The 15,964-nt window shown below is 31.1% G+C and carries 22 protein-coding genes; 7 read left to right on the top strand and 15 right to left on the bottom strand.

Annotated features, from left to right (window positions below):
- The first annotated feature begins 88 nt into the window (after positions 1-88).
- Positions 89-703 carry a recombination mediator RecR gene (gene recR / locus FH779_RS13405; protein ID WP_180905071.1) on the top strand — a complete coding sequence of 205 codons (615 nt, stop codon included), beginning with the start codon at positions 89-91 and terminating at the stop codon, positions 701-703.
- Entirely contained in the window at positions 704-1,774 is a 1,071-nt protein-coding gene (locus tag FH779_RS13400) for a glycosyltransferase family 2 protein (protein WP_180905070.1), read from the top strand.
- Positions 1,775-1,793: 19 nt separating this feature from the next.
- Here FH779_RS13400 and FH779_RS13395 read toward each other — a convergent pair whose 3' ends face one another.
- The 6 genes from FH779_RS13395 to rsfS all read right to left on the bottom strand — a co-directional run bounded on the left by FH779_RS13395 (position 1,794) and on the right by rsfS (position 6,778).
- Positions 1,794-2,057 carry a hypothetical protein gene (locus FH779_RS13395; RefSeq protein ID WP_180905069.1) on the bottom strand — a complete coding sequence of 88 codons (264 nt, stop codon included), beginning with the start codon at positions 2,055-2,057 and terminating at the stop codon, positions 1,794-1,796.
- An 83-nt stretch (positions 2,058-2,140) separates the two neighbouring features.
- Positions 2,141-2,791 carry a phosphatidylserine decarboxylase family protein gene (locus tag FH779_RS13390; RefSeq protein ID WP_038331813.1) on the bottom strand — a complete coding sequence of 217 codons (651 nt, stop codon included), beginning with the start codon at positions 2,789-2,791 and terminating at the stop codon, positions 2,141-2,143.
- Complete coding sequence (locus FH779_RS13385; RefSeq protein WP_180905068.1) at positions 2,788-3,636, bottom strand: phosphatidate cytidylyltransferase; 849 nt, start codon at positions 3,634-3,636, stop codon at positions 2,788-2,790. The genes FH779_RS13390 and FH779_RS13385 overlap by 4 nt, the downstream gene beginning before the upstream one ends.
- 2 nt (positions 3,637-3,638) lie before the next feature.
- Entirely contained in the window at positions 3,639-4,244 is a 606-nt protein-coding gene (locus FH779_RS13380; RefSeq protein ID WP_180905067.1) for a hypothetical protein, read from the bottom strand.
- A 130-nt stretch (positions 4,245-4,374) separates the two neighbouring features.
- Positions 4,375-6,387 carry an ATP-dependent zinc metalloprotease FtsH gene (gene ftsH, locus FH779_RS13375; protein WP_038331821.1) on the bottom strand — a complete coding sequence of 671 codons (2,013 nt, stop codon included), beginning with the start codon at positions 6,385-6,387 and terminating at the stop codon, positions 4,375-4,377.
- A gap of 22 nt (positions 6,388-6,409) precedes the next feature.
- Positions 6,410-6,778, bottom strand: coding sequence for a ribosome silencing factor (gene rsfS, locus FH779_RS13370; protein ID WP_038331822.1), 369 nt, complete (start codon positions 6,776-6,778; stop codon positions 6,410-6,412).
- A 93-nt stretch (positions 6,779-6,871) separates the two neighbouring features.
- On the opposite strand from rsfS, the gene FH779_RS13365 reads away from it, so the two are divergent.
- The 4 genes from FH779_RS13365 to FH779_RS13350 are packed head-to-tail and all read left to right on the top strand — an operon-like array spanning position 6,872 to position 9,000.
- Complete coding sequence (locus FH779_RS13365) at positions 6,872-7,585, top strand: biotin--[acetyl-CoA-carboxylase] ligase (RefSeq protein ID WP_125350509.1); 714 nt, start codon at positions 6,872-6,874, stop codon at positions 7,583-7,585.
- 27 nt (positions 7,586-7,612) lie between these two features.
- A complete protein-coding gene (gene idi / locus FH779_RS13360) occupies positions 7,613-8,128 on the top strand; it encodes an isopentenyl-diphosphate Delta-isomerase (RefSeq protein ID WP_180905066.1) in 516 nt (171 codons plus the stop codon).
- A 12-nt stretch (positions 8,129-8,140) separates the two neighbouring features.
- Positions 8,141-8,551, top strand: a complete 411-nt coding sequence (locus FH779_RS13355; protein ID WP_180905065.1) for a 6-pyruvoyl trahydropterin synthase family protein — start codon at positions 8,141-8,143, stop codon at positions 8,549-8,551.
- Positions 8,548-9,000, top strand: a complete 453-nt coding sequence (locus tag FH779_RS13350) for a peroxiredoxin (protein WP_180905064.1) — start codon at positions 8,548-8,550, stop codon at positions 8,998-9,000. Before FH779_RS13355 ends, FH779_RS13350 begins: the two co-directional genes overlap by 4 nt.
- On the opposite strand, the gene FH779_RS13345 is transcribed toward FH779_RS13350, so the two are convergent.
- The 7 genes from FH779_RS13345 to FH779_RS13315 all read right to left on the bottom strand — a co-directional run bounded on the left by FH779_RS13345 (position 8,997) and on the right by FH779_RS13315 (position 13,882).
- A complete protein-coding gene (locus FH779_RS13345; RefSeq protein ID WP_180905063.1) occupies positions 8,997-9,179 on the bottom strand; it encodes a hypothetical protein in 183 nt (60 codons plus the stop codon). The two genes, FH779_RS13350 and FH779_RS13345, sit on opposite strands and share 4 nt — an antisense overlap.
- Before the next feature lie 16 nt (positions 9,180-9,195).
- The gene (locus tag FH779_RS13340; RefSeq protein WP_180905062.1) at positions 9,196-9,516 is read right to left on the bottom strand and encodes a hypothetical protein; all 321 of its coding nucleotides are present in this window, start codon (positions 9,514-9,516) and stop codon (positions 9,196-9,198) included.
- A 38-nt stretch (positions 9,517-9,554) separates the two neighbouring features.
- Complete coding sequence (locus FH779_RS13335; RefSeq protein ID WP_180905061.1) at positions 9,555-10,814, bottom strand: CinA family nicotinamide mononucleotide deamidase-related protein; 1,260 nt, start codon at positions 10,812-10,814, stop codon at positions 9,555-9,557.
- Positions 10,815-10,864: 50 nt separating this feature from the next.
- Positions 10,865-11,506: a GLPGLI family protein gene (locus FH779_RS13330; protein WP_180905060.1), complete on the bottom strand. Its 642-nt coding sequence runs from the start codon at positions 11,504-11,506 to the stop codon at positions 10,865-10,867.
- A 120-nt stretch (positions 11,507-11,626) separates the two neighbouring features.
- Positions 11,627-12,385: a GLPGLI family protein gene (locus tag FH779_RS13325; protein WP_180905059.1), complete on the bottom strand. Its 759-nt coding sequence runs from the start codon at positions 12,383-12,385 to the stop codon at positions 11,627-11,629.
- An 81-nt stretch (positions 12,386-12,466) separates the two neighbouring features.
- A complete protein-coding gene (lipA, locus tag FH779_RS13320; protein ID WP_180905058.1) occupies positions 12,467-13,336 on the bottom strand; it encodes a lipoyl synthase in 870 nt (289 codons plus the stop codon).
- Positions 13,337-13,375: 39 nt separating this feature from the next.
- Complete coding sequence (locus FH779_RS13315) at positions 13,376-13,882, bottom strand: methylated-DNA--[protein]-cysteine S-methyltransferase (RefSeq protein ID WP_180905057.1); 507 nt, start codon at positions 13,880-13,882, stop codon at positions 13,376-13,378.
- A gap of 85 nt (positions 13,883-13,967) precedes the next feature.
- Between FH779_RS13315 and FH779_RS13310 the strand changes: the two genes are divergently transcribed.
- Complete coding sequence (locus tag FH779_RS13310) at positions 13,968-14,423, top strand: copper resistance protein NlpE (RefSeq protein ID WP_180905056.1); 456 nt, start codon at positions 13,968-13,970, stop codon at positions 14,421-14,423.
- A 54-nt stretch (positions 14,424-14,477) separates the two neighbouring features.
- Here FH779_RS13310 and FH779_RS13305 read toward each other — a convergent pair whose 3' ends face one another.
- Positions 14,478-14,882 (bottom strand): NUDIX hydrolase, encoded by a 405-nt coding sequence (locus FH779_RS13305; RefSeq protein ID WP_115001561.1) that lies wholly within the window; start codon positions 14,880-14,882, stop codon positions 14,478-14,480.
- Positions 14,883-14,885: 3 nt separating this feature from the next.
- The gene (gene galE / locus FH779_RS13300; protein WP_115001563.1) at positions 14,886-15,899 is read right to left on the bottom strand and encodes a UDP-glucose 4-epimerase GalE; all 1,014 of its coding nucleotides are present in this window, start codon (positions 15,897-15,899) and stop codon (positions 14,886-14,888) included.
- Between the last annotated feature and the right edge of the window lie 65 nt (positions 15,900-15,964).

The following is a 15,964-nucleotide window of genomic DNA, read 5'->3' as shown; positions in this document are numbered from 1 at the left end:
CCCAAATTTAATATTTTTGAGTGAATGATGATAGATTAATTTTCCGAAGATAAAATTGTAAATTTGTTGTCTATAATTTTTTGAACGAATGAATTACCCAAGCAAGGTTTTAGAGCGAGCTGTAGAAGAGATGTCAAATTTGCCAGGAATAGGAAAGAGAACAGCTTTGCGACTTGTTTTACATATGCTAAATCGTCCCAAATCTCAAACGACAGCTTTATCCGAAGCGCTTTCTCATTTGGTAGATGATGTTAAATATTGTCAACATTGTCATACAATTTCTGATGATGAGGTTTGTGATATTTGCAACAATCCATTGAGAGAAGAAACTATAATTTGTGTAGTGGAAGATGTGCGTGATGTGATGGCGATTGAAAATACAGGACAATTTAAAGGACAATATCACGTTTTAGGAGGAAAGATTTCTCCAATGGAAGGCATTGGACCTGGTCAATTGAATATTCAAACGTTGGTTGATCGTGTTCAAAATGAAAATGTGAAGGAAATAATTTTTGCTTTAAGTTCGACAATGGAAGGAGATACAACTGTTTTCTATTTGTACAGACAATTAAAGAATGCCGAAATTATTTTTTCTACCATTGCACGAGGTCTTGGTGTAGGAGATGAGTTAGAATATGCAGACGAAGCGACGTTGGTTCGTTCTATACAACATCGAATCCCGTATTCAGAAAATAAATTTTAGATGAAATTATCGATAATTATTGTTAGTTATAATGCGCCAAAACATTTAGAGCTTTGTCTTGATTCGTGTCAGGAAGCTTTAAAAAATGTAGATGGCGAAATAATTGTAATTGATAATAATTCATCGGAAATTGATTTTATATTCCTAAAAAAAACTTTTCCTACTGTAAACTTTTTACTTCAAAAAGAAAATCTTGGTTTTGCAAAAGCGAATAATATTGGGGTTGAGAATGCTTTGGGAGAATATATTCTAATTCTTAATCCAGATACAATTCTTCCAGAGAATTTATTCGAATCTTTGGTTGAATTTCATCAGTCGAAAGAAAAAATAGGTTTTGTGGGAATACGAATGATGGATACAAACGGCAATTTTCATCCAGAATCAAAACGTAATATTCCGACAGCTAAAAATTCATTTTCTAAGTTGTATAGTCGATTTAATCATTCAAAGAAAAATAATTATTACAAGTTAGAAGTTAGTGAATTTGAAATTGCTCCTTGCGAAATTTTAGTTGGTGCTTTTATGTTCACCACGAAGAAAATCTATCAGGAAATTGGAGGATTTGATCCACGTTATTTTATGTATGGAGAAGATATAGATTTGTCTTTTAGTGCAGAATTGGCTGGTTATAAAAATTATTATAAAGGAGATATAACGGTTTTACATTACAAGGGAGAAAGTACGAAAAAAGATAAAAAATATTATAAACATTTTTTTGAAGCCATGATGATTTTCTTAGCGAAATATTATCAAAAAAATTGGTTGCATTATCAACTTTTACGTTCGGGAATTTTGATTAAATATTTAATTCAATTATTTAAATTTTCTTTACATTCACCTAAAAATACTTCTAAAATAGAAGTAAATGCAGAAGATTTATTTTGGATAAATAAGAAATCAGATTTCAAATCTTTATCAAATAATCATATTGCAATTGATACAAGTTTGTTTACTTATCAAGAGATTTTATCAATCATTTCTGAAAATAACTCTTCTTTACGTTCATTTTATATTCGTCCTAAAAATAAAAATTATGTAATAGGCGATGATAAACAGATTATAAATCTATAAAAACAAAAAAAGCTGAATCTTAATGACCAGCTTTTACAGTATCTTTTTTCTCAACTTTCGGAGTTTCTGCCGTTTTTGTAGAATCTTTCACTTCTTCGTGTTTTTCTTCAACAGCTTCCTCATGTTTTCCGTGACCTTCGTGAGCAGCTTCAGATTTGTGGTGCATTTCTTCTGCAGTAGCTGGTTCGTGAACAACTGGAAGAACTCCGTGATTTACACTTGCTTTAGAGTTACAAGAAGTAGCGAATGCTGCAACAGCTACTAAAAGAATTAATTTTTTCATGTCTTACAAATTTATTGTATGGGTATATTATTATATATTGTTTTGACAAAATTAGTTAAAAACATTGAGTTCAACTAACTGATTTATTTCAATTGTGCAATTTTCTGAATTCCACCTTTTGTTTTATCTCCAACCTTTACATTGATCTCTGTATCAAGTGGTAAAAAGATATCAACACGCGATCCGAACTTGATAAAACCATATTCTTTACCCGCAACAGCATCGTCATTCTCTTTACTGTAACAAACAATTCTTCGCGCAACTGCACCTGCAATTTGTCTGAAAAGAACTTTTGTATGATCTGCATTTTCTACAACAACAGTTGTTCTTTCATTTAATTCTGATGATTTTGGATGAAATGCAACCAAAAATTTTCCTGGATGATATTTCGAATAAATCACTTTTCCATTCACAGGATAACGCGTTACATGTACATTAAGAGGTGTCATGAAAATTGATAATTGAATACATTTTTGATTCAAAAATTCGCTTTCAAATACTTCTTCTAATACAACAACTTTTCCATCAACTGGTGCGATTACGCAGTTTTCTGACGAATCTGATTCACGAATTGGGTTTCTAAAAAACCAAACGATAAATCCGTAAAGTATCCATAATGGTAAGGCAAAGTAAAAACCATATACAGGAAAAAAGTAATGTAATACTCCTGTAGCGATTGCAAATAAAATTAAGCAACCTATCAAAATTGCTGTTCCTTCTCTGTGAAGTTTCATAAAGTATATACTAATAAATAATATAAATAAACAAATGGTACGACAAATATAAAACTATCTAATCGATCTAAAAAACCACCATGTCCTGGAATAAGGTTAGAGCTGTCTTTTACATTGAAAAATCGTTTTAATTTAGATTCTGTCAAATCTCCTAATGGACCTAATGCAGCAACAATCAAACCAATAATCATCCAGTTTCCGTGCAAGTTTTCTCCAAAATATTTCTGAATCAAAAATCCAGCTAATAAAGTAAAAACTATTCCTCCAAAAAAACCTTCCCACGTTTTTGCTCCCGAAATTTTAGGTGCTAATTTGTGTTTTCCAATTAAGTTTCCTGTTAAATATGCAAATGTATCACTACACCAAAGTAATAAGAAAACGAAAAATACTTCGTAATGCATCACTTTTTCGCCTAAATTATAATCAAAACTAGGTAAAGTTAAGGCTAAGGCAAATGGTGCGATAACGTATGTTAATCCTAAAGTAGCTTTTCCAAAATCGTTCAACAATTCGTTGGTTGATTTGAAAATAATATAAATACTAAAAACAAATAAAACCGGAATGATGAAATATAAACTTCTTAAATGAAAATAGTAATGATTTGAAGTTTCAAAAGCTTCTAAAAATTCTTTTCCATAATATCCAAAAACAACTAATGCGACTAAAAGTGCACCTAATTGATAAAGTTTATTGGTAAGATTAGTAATTTTAAAAAATTCGTACAAACAAAAAAGTCCAAAAACCATCATCAAAACAATCAAACCTTTTGGGGTTATCGTTGTCCCGAAAAATATAATAAGTGCGTAAATAAGTCCAGAGAAAGCTCTAATTGCTAAATTTTTCATAGCTAATCTTCAACCAATAACAAATAAATATTCTTCGCATTGTCTACGTTCGGAAATTTGTGCATATTTTTTCCACGAATCGAAGTTATTTTAGATGGAAGGTTATCTTTTTTTAATGTTCGTAATTTCTGTAATGCCACGCTCACATTTTCCACTAATTGTGACGGGCGTGCATAGATAATAAAATTTGACGGAAAATCAGCAATATTTCTACCATAAGTTTGATGTGCCGATAACATAATACTTCCATCAAAAGCAATCAGAAATTCGCAACCAAGAAAACTAAGTGTATAACGAGAATCGCATGGGTTTTCGACAAAAGGAATATTGACTGAATTAAGAACCTGTTGTAAATTCGGATCAGGACAAATTAATTCGGTCACATTTTCGTAATTGACAATTTCTTTAAGGTTTTTAGATGCTTCTTCTATATTATCACAAAATAAAAAATGTCCACCACCTACATTAAAGTTTGTAGCAAAAACTTCGTCCATAGAAATCTTTTGGTCAGCATAATTTGGATGAAACAAATCAATGTGATTATCATCTGAATTCTCTGCTGATTTTTCAGTAGCTTTTTTAAGTAGGTTTTTAATTGCTTTCCACATGAAAACTCATGATTTTATATGAAATTAATCAATTACAGCCTAAAGGTAATAATTTTTAACAATATAATAAGAAGTAAAAAAAAAATCGTCCGATTTGGACGATTTTTTCTGTTATTTTGAATGAATTTGATTAAATATCATTTCCAGCTTCTGGTTGAATCACTTGTTCTGGACCAGCTTCTATAGCTTCTTCTTGTTTTTCTTCGATTTGATCCAATTCGCTTACAAATTTTCTTGGTCCGAAAATTTCTTCCAAATCTTCTCTAAAGATAACTTCTTTCTCAATTAATTTTTGAGCTAAAACATCTAATTGATCGCGATGTTCACGTAAAATATCTTTTGCTCTATCATATTGAGCTTCGATCATTGTTTTTACTTCTTTATCAATTACCTGAGCAGTTTGTTCTGAATAAGGCTTGCTGAAACCATATTCATTTTGTCCAGATGAATCGTAATAAGAAACATTACCAACTTCTTTGTTCAATCCGTAAATACTTACCATTGCAGAAGCTTGTTTTGTTACTTTTTCCAAATCACTTAATGCACCTGTAGAAATATTATTGAAAACAACTTCCTCAGCAGCACGACCACCCATTGTCATACACATTTCGTCTAACAATTGTTCTGTCGTTGTAATTTGTCTTTCTTCTGGCAAATACCAAGCGGCACCTAATGAGCGTCCACGAGGAACGATAGTTACTTTTACCAATGGCGCAGCGTGTTCTGTTAACCAACCAATTGTAGCGTGACCAGCTTCGTGATAAGCGATACGTTTTTTCTCAGAAGGTTTAATCACTTTACTTTTCTTCTCTAATCCACCAATAATACGGTCAACAGCATCTAAAAAGTCTTGTTTTTCTACGACTTCTTTGTTTTTACGAGCAGCAACTAAAGCCGCTTCATTACAAACATTGAAAATATCTGCACCAGAGAAACCTGGCGTTTGTTTTGCTAAAAATTCGATCTCAACATCTTCTCCTAATTTTAATGGACGTAAGTGAACCGCGAAGATTTCTTTACGTTCGTTTAATTCAGGTAAATCAACGTGAATAATACGGTCAAAACGACCTGGACGCATCAATGCTTTATCCAATACATCAGCACGGTTTGTTGCAGCAATCACAATTACGTTAGATTCTGTTCCGAAACCATCCATTTCTGTTAATAATTGGTTTAATGTATTTTCGCGTTCGTCATTAGAACCTGTAAAGTTAGATTTTCCACGCGCACGACCAATTGCATCAATCTCATCAATAAAGATAATTGAAGGAGATTTTTCTTTTGCATTTTTGAATAAGTCACGTACACGAGATGCACCAACTCCCACAAACATTTCTACGAAATCTGATCCTGATAATGAGAAGAAAGGAACTTTCGCTTCTCCAGCAACAGCTTTTGCTAATAAGGTTTTACCTGTACCCGGAGGTCCTACTAATAAGGCTCCTTTTGGGATACGTCCACCTAATTTTGTGAATTTTTCTGGGTGTTTCAAGAATTCAACGATTTCTTCAATTTCTTCTTTTGCACCTTCTAAACCTGCAACATCTTTGAAAGTTGTTTTGATATGATCATCACCTTCAAATAATTTCGCTTTCGATTTTCCGACAGAAAAAATTCCTCCGCCACCTCCAGCAGATCCGCCTCCGCCCATTCGTCTAAATAGTAAGAAGTAGATTAATCCGAAGAAAATTAATGAAATGAAAAGATTCATAAACAAACTTCCAAAACCATTTGAAATTTGTGTGTTAAGAACGGCAGTTTTATTCGGACTCTTTTCTACGTTAGCATAAAAATCTTTTTCAAAATTTCCTGCATCAGCAACATTGAAAATAAAGTTTGGAGCACCTGTAGCAAAAGGATTTAAAGTTTCGTTTGATTTTTTAAACTTTTTAAATTCTTCAGTATTCAGAGCTGCGTCCGTTAAATATACACTTACACGTCCTGATTCTTTTTCTAGATTGGCTTCTTTTACGTAACCTTTTTCTACATAAGAAAGGAAAGTCGTACGGTCTATGTTTTTAGTAGTTCCGCCGGCACCTCCAATATTATCAGAAAATAATAGAAAGGCAATCAGCAATAATCCAATAATGGCATATATCCATGTAGGATTAAACCCCGAAGGTTTAAAATTATTTTTTTTCAATTTTTTTTGGTTTCAGTTATGATTAATATTCCATTTCGATACGCGTCTCTACGGCATCACCCCAAAGACTTTCGATATCGTAATATTCTCTGTATTCTTTTTGGAAAATATGGACAATAACATTAGTGTAGTCCAACAAAACCCATTGATTATTTTGCGTTCCTTCTACATGAAAAGGTCTTTCTGACATTTCTGTTTTTACAGTTCTTTCAATCGAACCTGCTAAAGCACTAACTTGTGTATTTGAGTTTCCGGTACAAATAACGAAGTATTGACAAAATGCATTTTCAATTTCGCGTAAATCTAAAATTGTAATTTCTTCTCCTTTAACATTTGTAATTCCGTCAACAATGCTATCTAGCAAGTCTTTTGTATATTGAGTATCTATCATCTTTTATTTTGTAATTCGCAAATTTAGTGAATCCTTATTAAAGTTTAAACTTTTTAAAATAACTTTAACCACTCTATAAAAATAGTAAAAAAAATGTATTTAATTAGTTTTGATTCTTTGCCTAATACGAATGAGTTCTTGGTGGATTTGTCCAAAAAAGATGCCAATAGTTGGACTGTCATACATGCTAAAAATCAAACAAAAGGAAAAGGTTACGCAGGAAATGAGTGGAAAGTTGTCGCAGGAGAAAATTTAACCTTTAGTTTTTTGCTGAAAACGGATTATAGTTTTCAAGAATTAATTTATTTTAACGAATGGATTTCGAATGTTATTTGTCTATTTTTAAAACAATTTCATCCAAAATCCAACGTAAAATGGCCAAATGATATCATTTTAAATGATAAAAAGGTTTGCGGAATTTTAATCGAAAATCATCGTTCCAATGGAATTATGAATTCTGTAATTGGAATTGGAATTAATGTCAATCAAGCTGATTTTAATCACTTACCAAAAGCAACATCTATTCGAAAAGTAACTGACAAAGAATATGACATCGAGGAAATTTTGGCAGATTTAATGCATCATTTCGAAAATGAATATCCAATTTTAGAACAGAAAAATTTCGAACAAATTCATCAAACTTATTTAGATAATCTATTTAGAAAAGATGAAATCTCACATTTTAGATTGGATGGAGTAGAAGTAGACGGAATTATTAGAGATGTAAATGAAGCAGGAAATTTACTAATTGAAATCAATCAAGAATTGCGAGAATTTAAACACAAAGAAATCGAACTTCTTTTTTAATCCTATAGAAAAGGCTATTTTTGTTTTATGGAAGAATTTGTAGTTTTAGTTGATCAGGACGATCAAAAATTAGGATTGATGGAGAAGCAACAGGCTCATATAGCTGGTTTGTTGCATCGTGCATTTTCTGTTTTTGTATTTAATTCTAAAGGAGAATTGATGATTCAGCAACGAGCTGCGAGCAAATATCATTCGCCAACGTTGTGGACGAATACATGTTGTAGTCATCCGCGCGATAATGAAACTTACGAACAAGCGGCGCACAGACGTTTGGGAGAAGAAATGGGATTTGATTGTGAATTAGAATATAAATTTAATTTCATCTACAAAGCACATTTAGAAAATGATTTGATTGAGCATGAATTAGACCATGTTTTTATCGGAACATTTGATGATGAACCAAAGCTAAATCCTGATGAAGTGATGGCATATCGTTGGGTAGAATTGGATGATTTGAAAAAAGACATGGAAAAAAATCCTCAGAATTATACAGCTTGGTTCAAAATAATTTTTGAACATTACGTTTCGTATATCGAAGAATAAAAATTTATACAGATGAAAGTTACTGTCAACAGAAAAGCACATTTTAACGCTGCGCATCGATTGTTTAACAAGAATTGGAGTGATGAACAGAATTTTGAAGTTTTCGGGAAATGTTCTTATCCAAATTATCATGGACACAATTATGAAATTATTGTGGCGGTGAAAGGCGAAGTTGATCCAGAAACTGGTTTTGTGATGAATTTGGACGAATTACGAAAAATTATCGAAGTTGAAGTTGAGGATTATTTGGATCATAAAAATCTGAATGTTGATATTGAAGAATTTCAAAATGTCAATCCAACAGCCGAAAATATTGTGATTTTGATTTGGAATAAAATTAGAGCAAAATTAGCAACTGATTTAGAATTGAAAGTAACCTTATACGAAACTCCACGTAATTTTGTAGAATACGCAGGCGAATGAAATTAGGCGATCACATACCAACTTTTTCGTTGGAGGATAACAAAGGAAATTGGTTTAATTCGGACGAATTTTTGTACAAAAAATATTTTATTTTATTCTTTTATCCAATGGATTTTACGCCAATGTGTACAAAAGAGGTGTGTCAATTTCGTGATGTAAATGAAGATTTTAATGCTTTAGATGCTGTGATTGTTGGAATAAATGGACAATCAACATCTTCTCACGAAAAGTTTTATACAAAACATCAACTAAACTTTCCGTTACTTTCTGATAAAGGTGCAAAGTTGTCGAAATTGTTAGGAATTAAAAAGAAATTTGGATTAATCACACCACGAGAAACTTTTGTATTCAATAAACAAGGAAAATTAATCAAACACATTGTTTCAAATGTAGCCGAAACGCACATCGAAGAAGCAATGCAAGCAATAAAAAAAGACCAAGGAAATTAGTTTTCTTGGTCTTTTTGTTTGTATAACATTTTTCTTACAACAACACGATAAATAAAAAAGATAACTGTTCCAATTGCCGAATAAACCAACATTGTTTGCACATCGCTTTTATCGAACAAATATTTTAGTCCAAATAACGCAAAAAAGAAAATGATACTATAAATGATATTTTGTTTCATGTGGTAAAAGTAGGGATTAATCCCATTTCATATTAGTTTTTTTCATGTCATCTGTTGGTTCATCAATTTCTATTATATTAACTATAATCCAAATAGAATAATCACAATTTCTAAATATTTCATTTTCTTTCTGTTTTTCTTGGGTTATTACTTTTGCATTGTCTAAATCTTCTTCATCTAAAGTTAAATGTATTGTTGATGAATTATCAGTAAAATAATATGATTCATTTTTATCTTTTAAAACTTTACCATAATATACTTTTATGTCATCTTCTTCATTTGAATTTTCTAGGATTAGGCAGATAGATTTATTTAGTAGTTTTTTACGATTTCTCATTTATTAATTCATAATGCTTGTGATTTTCTAAAAAATTATTAACACTCCTCTCTCACAAACTGAATTGCCAAATTAAGTGCATTATTCGAAACAATTTTGATGAAATCTTCTCGATCTAAATAGGGATAAAAATATTTTTTATTCCATGTTGAATGACCATTTGTAATCGAAATCCAAACTGTTCCAACCTCTTTTCCATCTTCACCTTTATTTGGACCAGCGACACCAGTTGTAGAAATACTAATATCCGTTTTTAATTGATTTCGAACACCTTTTGCCATTTGTTCAGCAACTTGTTCCGAAACTACTGTAAATTCATCAATATCAGATTGATTCACATTTAGCAAATTTACTTTTACCGAAGTGTCGTATGAAACTATTGTTCCAAAATAATAAGCAGAACTTCCCGAAACAGAAGTGATCAAACTTGCTATATTTCCTCCAGTACAACTTTCGGCAGTCGAAATTGTCAATCCTTTTTCTTTTAAAATATCACCCAAAATTTGCTGCGCATTTCCTGAATTTTCAGAAACTAGAAATTCTCCTGCAATTAATTTGAATTGATTGATTTGATGCTGAATTTCATTTTGTAAAAATTCTTTATCTGTTCCAAACGCTGAAAATCGTAAATCAATAGAAGTTCGATTCGGTAAATACGCCAAATGAATAAATTCGGGCAAATTATTTTCCCAATCTTCTAACAAAATTGCTAAATCACTTTCAGGAATTCCACTTATCAAAATATCACGATGAACAATAGTTTCTGATTGAAATTGGTTTTGTAATCTTTGAATAATTTCATCGCGCATCAAACCTTTCATTTCAAAAGGAACACCTGGCAAATTGATGATGATTTTATCATTAATAGTAGTCCAAAGACATGGCGCCGTTCCGTATTTGTTCTGAATAAATGTAGATTTTTCTGGAATTAAAGCTTGATCTTGATTCAGACTATTTAATTCTTTTGTGTAACCTCTTGTTTGAAATAATTGAACAATATTCTCTAAAATTTTTGGTTCTTGAATTAATTCACAATCTAAAAATTGACACAAAGCTACTTTGGTTTTATCATCTTTTGTCGGTCCTAAACCTCCTGTAACAATTACAATATCTGATTTAGAAATTCCTCGTTCGAAAGCTTCAATAATATGATTCATTTCGTCTTGAACAGAAATAATTTCTTCCACTTCAATCCCAATCGTATTCAATTGTTTGGCGATAAATGCCGAATTTGTATCCACAATTTGTCCGATAAGAATTTCATCACCAATTGTGAGTAATGTCGCTTTAATTTTCATACACAAAAAAACTTGCTTAAAGTTAAGCAAGTTTGTTATGTATTCTTTTATTATTTTTCAACTCCTTGGTTAGCTGCTTCTCGTTGTATTTGATTTGAATCTTCGATCATTTTTAGAAATTCTGCTTGATAAACTTTTTTCAATTGATTATTGATTTTGAAAACTGGTGATTTTTTCAACTCTTTTTTCTTTACAGCAATCCAAGAAATCATCACTTCTACATCATCTTTGATGAATTTATAGTGTAATTCTAAAATTAGTCCTTTTGTTCCATAAAATTTATCTGGCGAATATTCATACGAAATTTGAGGCGCATACCAAGCAATTAAATCATAGTTTTTGTATTTCGTTATCGCTTCTTTTACACCAAAACCCAATATATTTTTAGTTTTTCTAGTTTCTACAAAATTCACTTTTTGCAAAGAATCATATATCACCATTTTATTACCTGTAAACATATCCGTTTCGTAGTAATATAAATTCTCTTTATAACTAAATATCGGATTACTCCCAATATCTGGTCGAATTCCCATCGACATTTGTGAAGGTTCTTGAGTATTATCAACTCTCAAAATATAAGAAGTTTGGCTTTTGGTTTCATTGTATTTGAAACTATAAAATTGTTTAGGAATTTTTTTCGCAGATTCTAAAAATTCTTCACGTTGTTTTTGATCTGGATAATATTGTTTCAAATTTTCTAAAGCTTTATCCGTAAAATGAATTTGAGGTTGTACCTCGCGTATTCAATTTCATAAAATTGAGCATTTGCAATACTAGAAATCAGAATAATTAGTGCGATTATTTTTTTCATATTAGTCCTTTTTTTCTATTCCTTGATTATTAGCTTCATTTCTTTTTTTATCAAGATCTTCCCAAATTATCTCTAATTCATCGCTCGAAATTCTATTTCCTTTTGTCGGAACAATAAATTTGAATTTAGTTTTTTCTTTGATGGAATTTGCTTTATAAACTACAAAATATTTCCCCATTTCATCTTCATAAAAAATTTCAAGATCAAGGACTAAACCCCCTGGACTTTTGAAATTAATAAGCATCAAATCTGTTTTCATTTCTGGAACAAACCAAGCTACAAATATTCTGTCATTAAAATTTGCTGTTGCTTTTTGTACTTTATATCCGAGAATATTTTTTGTTTCATTTGATAATTTCCAATCAAGATTATTTATTTTATCGTAAACAATATATTTTTTTCCATAAACATCTTGTTGCATCAACGTTTCTTGTTTTGCATGATTGAAATAAGTTGTTCCAAAATACATATATGGTGCACTTTTCTTGATAAAAACAATCTGTCCTTGCCCATTCTGAACTTTTGGTAATTCAATTGTATTTGCTTCATCTTTATTCAAAATAAATTTAAAATCTAAAGCAAGAGGATTTTCATTCTGATCAATATTTTGTTTTCTTACTTCAGGATCAGAAATCTCTTTATAAAAATCTAAACCTTTTTCATTGTATTTTACTTTAATCTGGGTTTCATATTCTACTTCATAAATCTGAGCATTTGCAAAACTTGAAAATAATATAATAAGTGTAATTAGTTTTTTCATATTTAGTTATTAAGATTTAAATATAACAAAAAAGAGACATAATAGCTTGTGTCTCTTTAAAATATGATGAAATAAATCTATTTATAAAATATGTTTCTCTGCGTGGTAAGAAGAACGAACTAATGGTCCAGATTCTACATGACGGAATCCTAATCCACGTGCGAAATCTTCGTATTTTTTGAATTGTTCTGGCGTGATAAACTCTTTCAAAGGTAAATGTTTTTTCGTTGGTTGTAAATATTGACCAATTGTAATGACATCTACATTTGCATCAGCAACTTCCTGAATTGTTTCAAAAACTTCGTCTTCAAACTCACCTAAACCAAGCATGATTCCAGTCTTTGTACGACGTTGACCTGCTTCTTTTGCATAACGTAGAACTTCTAACGAACGATCATATTTTGCCTGAATACGAACTTCTCGTGTTAAACGACGAACCGTTTCCATATTATGAGAAAGCACTTCTGGTGCAGCTTCTACAATACGATCGATGTGTTTTTCAATTCCTTGAAAATCTGGAATCAAAGTTTCCATCGTTGTTCCTGGGCTAATTCTACGAACAGCATGTATCGTTTCTGCCCAAATAATAGATCCCATATCTTTTAAATCGTCACGGTCAACAGACGTTAAAACCGCATGTTTTATTTGCATTAATTTGATAGAACGCGCTACTTTTTCAGGTTCTGCCCAATCCACTTGATCTGGACGACCAGTTTTTACGCCACAAAAACCACAAGAACGTGTACACACATTTCCCAAAATCATAAATGTTGCTGTTCCTTCACCCCAACATTCGCCCATATTAGGACAACTTCCACTTTGGCAAATTGTGTTCAATTTATATTTATCAACTAAACCTCTTAATTCACGATGTTTTTTCCCTGTAGGCAATTTTACACGCAACCATTCAGGTTTTTTTACTCTTCCATCTGGTAATAGCTCAACACTCATACATTACTTTTCTGATTGGCTAATTTACAATTTATTTTTCTAAAATAAATTCAATTGTTGCGATTCTAATTCCAACAAAAATTGTTTACGTTTCTTTCCGCCTGCATATCCAGTTAACGAACCATCTGAGCCAATTACGCGATGACAAGGTACTACAATTGCAATTTTATTCTTTCCATTCGCATTTGCAACTGCTCGTATCGCTAATAAATCTCCAACAGCTATCGATTGTTCTTTGTACGATCTTGTTTCTCCAAACGGAATTTTAATTAATTCGTTCCAAACTTTTTTCTGGAAATCTGTTCCAATCAAATCAAGTGGAATGGTAAATTCTTTTAAATTTCCTTTAAAATAATCGTTCAATTCATTTTCTAAACGATTCAAAATTTCATCATCTTTTTCTAAAATTTCACCTAAGTTTTCTATTTCTTTGAGTTGTTTTTCGGTCGATTTTCCATCAAAAAACTCTAACATACAAAGTCCTTTTTCCGACTTTATTGCAAGCATTTCTCCAAGAGGTGTTTGTATTTTTTTTGAGCGAAACATTTTATAAAATTTTAGTTGAAAGTTAGAAAAATATAGTCGTAATTTGGTATCAAATTTGTTGTTAAAAATATCATAAAATTAATTTATGAAAAAATCTATATTCGCGAGTATTTTCGCATCCTTCATTATATTCTCTTGCCAATCAAAAGGTGTTCAACAAGAACAAAAAAACAATAGTATTGATAATGCTATTCCTGCTATTGTAGCTATGGCAGAACATAATTCTAAAAACTCTTTGAATTGGGTAGGAAAATATGAAGGAATTTTACCTTGTGCCGATTGCGAAGGAATAAAATATATTGTTGAATTGAAAAAAGATGGTAACTTTTTTATTGAGCAAGAATATTTAGGAAAAGAAACAGTTTATCAAGACGAAGGATTTTATAAATGGGATGCTTCTGGAAATGTTTTACATTTAAATTCTAATGTAAATCCATTAGTGTTGAAAGTTGAAGAAAATAGATTGAAAGTTTTGGATCAACAAGGAAAAGAAATTACAGGAAATTTGAAAGATAAATACATCTTGAAAAAGACTAAATAATAAAAAATAAAAGGCAATCTCGATTACGGATTGCCTTCTATTTTTGAAATTATTTTAGTTCAATAAATGATCTTTTGTTAATTTTTCAAAAACTTTAATTACACCAATTACTTGAATTTCTTCTTGTAAATATTCTTCAAAAGTAAAATAGTTGTAAGCTTCAATTTCATTTGTTGGTTTTATTTCTTCGTTCAAATCGTACAAAAAACAATCTTGTTCCATCATAAGATCCTGTTCTCCATATGCTTCAGCTGTAATATGACAATAAAAATTGAGCTCTTCTCTTACCAAATCCAAACTCAATTCTTCTTTTATTTCTCTTACCAAAGCTGTTTCAGAATTTTCACCTTTATCAATTTTTCCACCTGGTAAATACCACGCTTTTTTATTTTTGCTAAATGTCAAAAGCAGTTTATTATTTTTAATAACTAATAAACCCGCTGTTGGTAATTGAATCATCTTTTATTTTTCTAAACTTTTTTGCCATTCCCAGGCAGTACGCATACTTTCTGATAATTTTGTTTCAGGTTTCCAACCCAATTCTTTTTCTGCTAAAGAGTTATTTGCATAAGCTTCGATAATATCTCCTGCGCGACGCTCTTTGATTTCGTATTTCAATTTCAAATCATTGGCATCTTCAAATGCGTGAACAACTTCTAAAACCGTAGATCCTGTTCCCGTTCCAAGATTAAAGAATTCTAGCTTTGCTTTATTTTTATTTTCGATCAAACGAGTTACCGCTTTTACGTGTGCATCAGCCAAATCATTTACATTAATATAATCACGAATTGCCGTTCCGTCACGCGTTGGATAATCATCTCCCCAAACCGATAATGCTTCTCTGATTCCAGCTGCAGTTTGTGTAACATAAGGAATTAGATTATTTGGAATTCCTTTTGGTAATTCTCCAATTTTAGCAGTTGGATGCGCACCTACTGGATTGAAATAACGTAAACAAATCACATTTTTATCAAAGGCTGCTGAGAAATCTTCTAAAATTTCCTCTCCCATTTGTTTCGTTTTTCCATAAGGAGATTCAGGTTTTTTCAGTGGAGTTTGCTCATCAATAGGCATTTTATCCGCTTGTCCGTAAACTGTACAAGACGAACTGAAAATAATATTATTAGCATCAAAATCTTTCATTGCATCCAAAAGATTAATTAAACCTAAAAGATTATTTCGATAATACATCAACGGTTTTTCAACAGATTCTCCAACTGCTTTATGCGCTGCGAAGTTGATAATTCCATCTATTTTATTTGTTTTGAAAAATTCGTTTACTTTTTCTTGATCTTTTAAATCAATCTCGAAATAAGTTGGTTTTGTTCTAGTAATAGAAGTAATTTTATCCAACACGCTAATTTCTGTGTTCGATAAGTCGTCTATAATCACAACTTCATAACCTGCATTTTGTAAAGCTACAACTGTGTGCGAACCAATGTAACCCAAACCTCCAGTTACTAATATTTTACTCATTTTTAATATTTAGTTTTTATAGTGAAATCAAATTTAGGAAAATAAAAAAGCTTCTGAAACTAATC

The organism is Empedobacter falsenii, from assembly GCF_013488205.1.
GTDB lineage: Bacteria > Bacteroidota > Bacteroidia > Flavobacteriales > Weeksellaceae > Empedobacter > Empedobacter falsenii_C.
This window is presented reverse-complemented; position numbering and strand designations above follow the sequence as displayed.

What these genes read in the sequence shown, in the direction of transcription:
- FH779_RS13305 (WP_115001561.1), bottom strand. Translation starts at nt 14,882, where the DNA reads ATGATTCAATTACCAACAGCGGGTTTATTAGTTATTAAAAATAATAAA.
- idi (WP_180905066.1), top strand. Translation starts at nt 7,613, where the DNA reads ATGGAAGAATTTGTAGTTTTAGTTGATCAGGACGATCAAAAATTAGGA.
- rsfS (WP_038331822.1), bottom strand. Translation starts at nt 6,778, where the DNA reads ATGATAGATACTCAATATACAAAAGACTTGCTAGATAGCATTGTTGAC.
- FH779_RS13335 (WP_180905061.1), bottom strand. Translation starts at nt 10,814, where the DNA reads ATGAAAATTAAAGCGACATTACTCACAATTGGTGATGAAATTCTTATC.
- FH779_RS13385 (WP_180905068.1), bottom strand. Translation starts at nt 3,636, where the DNA reads ATGAAAAATTTAGCAATTAGAGCTTTCTCTGGACTTATTTACGCACTT.
- FH779_RS13315 (WP_180905057.1), bottom strand. Translation starts at nt 13,882, where the DNA reads ATGTTTCGCTCAAAAAAAATACAAACACCTCTTGGAGAAATGCTTGCA.
- FH779_RS13390 (WP_038331813.1), bottom strand. Translation starts at nt 2,791, where the DNA reads ATGAAACTTCACAGAGAAGGAACAGCAATTTTGATAGGTTGCTTAATT.
- FH779_RS13350 (WP_180905064.1), top strand. Translation starts at nt 8,548, where the DNA reads ATGAAATTAGGCGATCACATACCAACTTTTTCGTTGGAGGATAACAAA.
- FH779_RS13380 (WP_180905067.1), bottom strand. Translation starts at nt 4,244, where the DNA reads ATGTGGAAAGCAATTAAAAACCTACTTAAAAAAGCTACTGAAAAATCA.
- FH779_RS13400 (WP_180905070.1), top strand. Translation starts at nt 704, where the DNA reads ATGAAATTATCGATAATTATTGTTAGTTATAATGCGCCAAAACATTTA.
- lipA (WP_180905058.1), bottom strand. Translation starts at nt 13,336, where the DNA reads ATGAGTGTTGAGCTATTACCAGATGGAAGAGTAAAAAAACCTGAATGG.
- FH779_RS13345 (WP_180905063.1), bottom strand. Translation starts at nt 9,179, where the DNA reads ATGAAACAAAATATCATTTATAGTATCATTTTCTTTTTTGCGTTATTT.
- FH779_RS13325 (WP_180905059.1), bottom strand. Translation starts at nt 12,385, where the DNA reads ATGAAAAAACTAATTACACTTATTATATTATTTTCAAGTTTTGCAAAT.
- FH779_RS13355 (WP_180905065.1), top strand. Translation starts at nt 8,141, where the DNA reads ATGAAAGTTACTGTCAACAGAAAAGCACATTTTAACGCTGCGCATCGA.
- galE (WP_115001563.1), bottom strand. Translation starts at nt 15,899, where the DNA reads ATGAGTAAAATATTAGTAACTGGAGGTTTGGGTTACATTGGTTCGCAC.
- FH779_RS13365 (WP_125350509.1), top strand. Translation starts at nt 6,872, where the DNA reads ATGTATTTAATTAGTTTTGATTCTTTGCCTAATACGAATGAGTTCTTG.
- recR (WP_180905071.1), top strand. Translation starts at nt 89, where the DNA reads ATGAATTACCCAAGCAAGGTTTTAGAGCGAGCTGTAGAAGAGATGTCA.
- FH779_RS13310 (WP_180905056.1), top strand. Translation starts at nt 13,968, where the DNA reads ATGAAAAAATCTATATTCGCGAGTATTTTCGCATCCTTCATTATATTC.
- FH779_RS13395 (WP_180905069.1), bottom strand. Translation starts at nt 2,057, where the DNA reads ATGAAAAAATTAATTCTTTTAGTAGCTGTTGCAGCATTCGCTACTTCT.
- FH779_RS13340 (WP_180905062.1), bottom strand. Translation starts at nt 9,516, where the DNA reads ATGAGAAATCGTAAAAAACTACTAAATAAATCTATCTGCCTAATCCTA.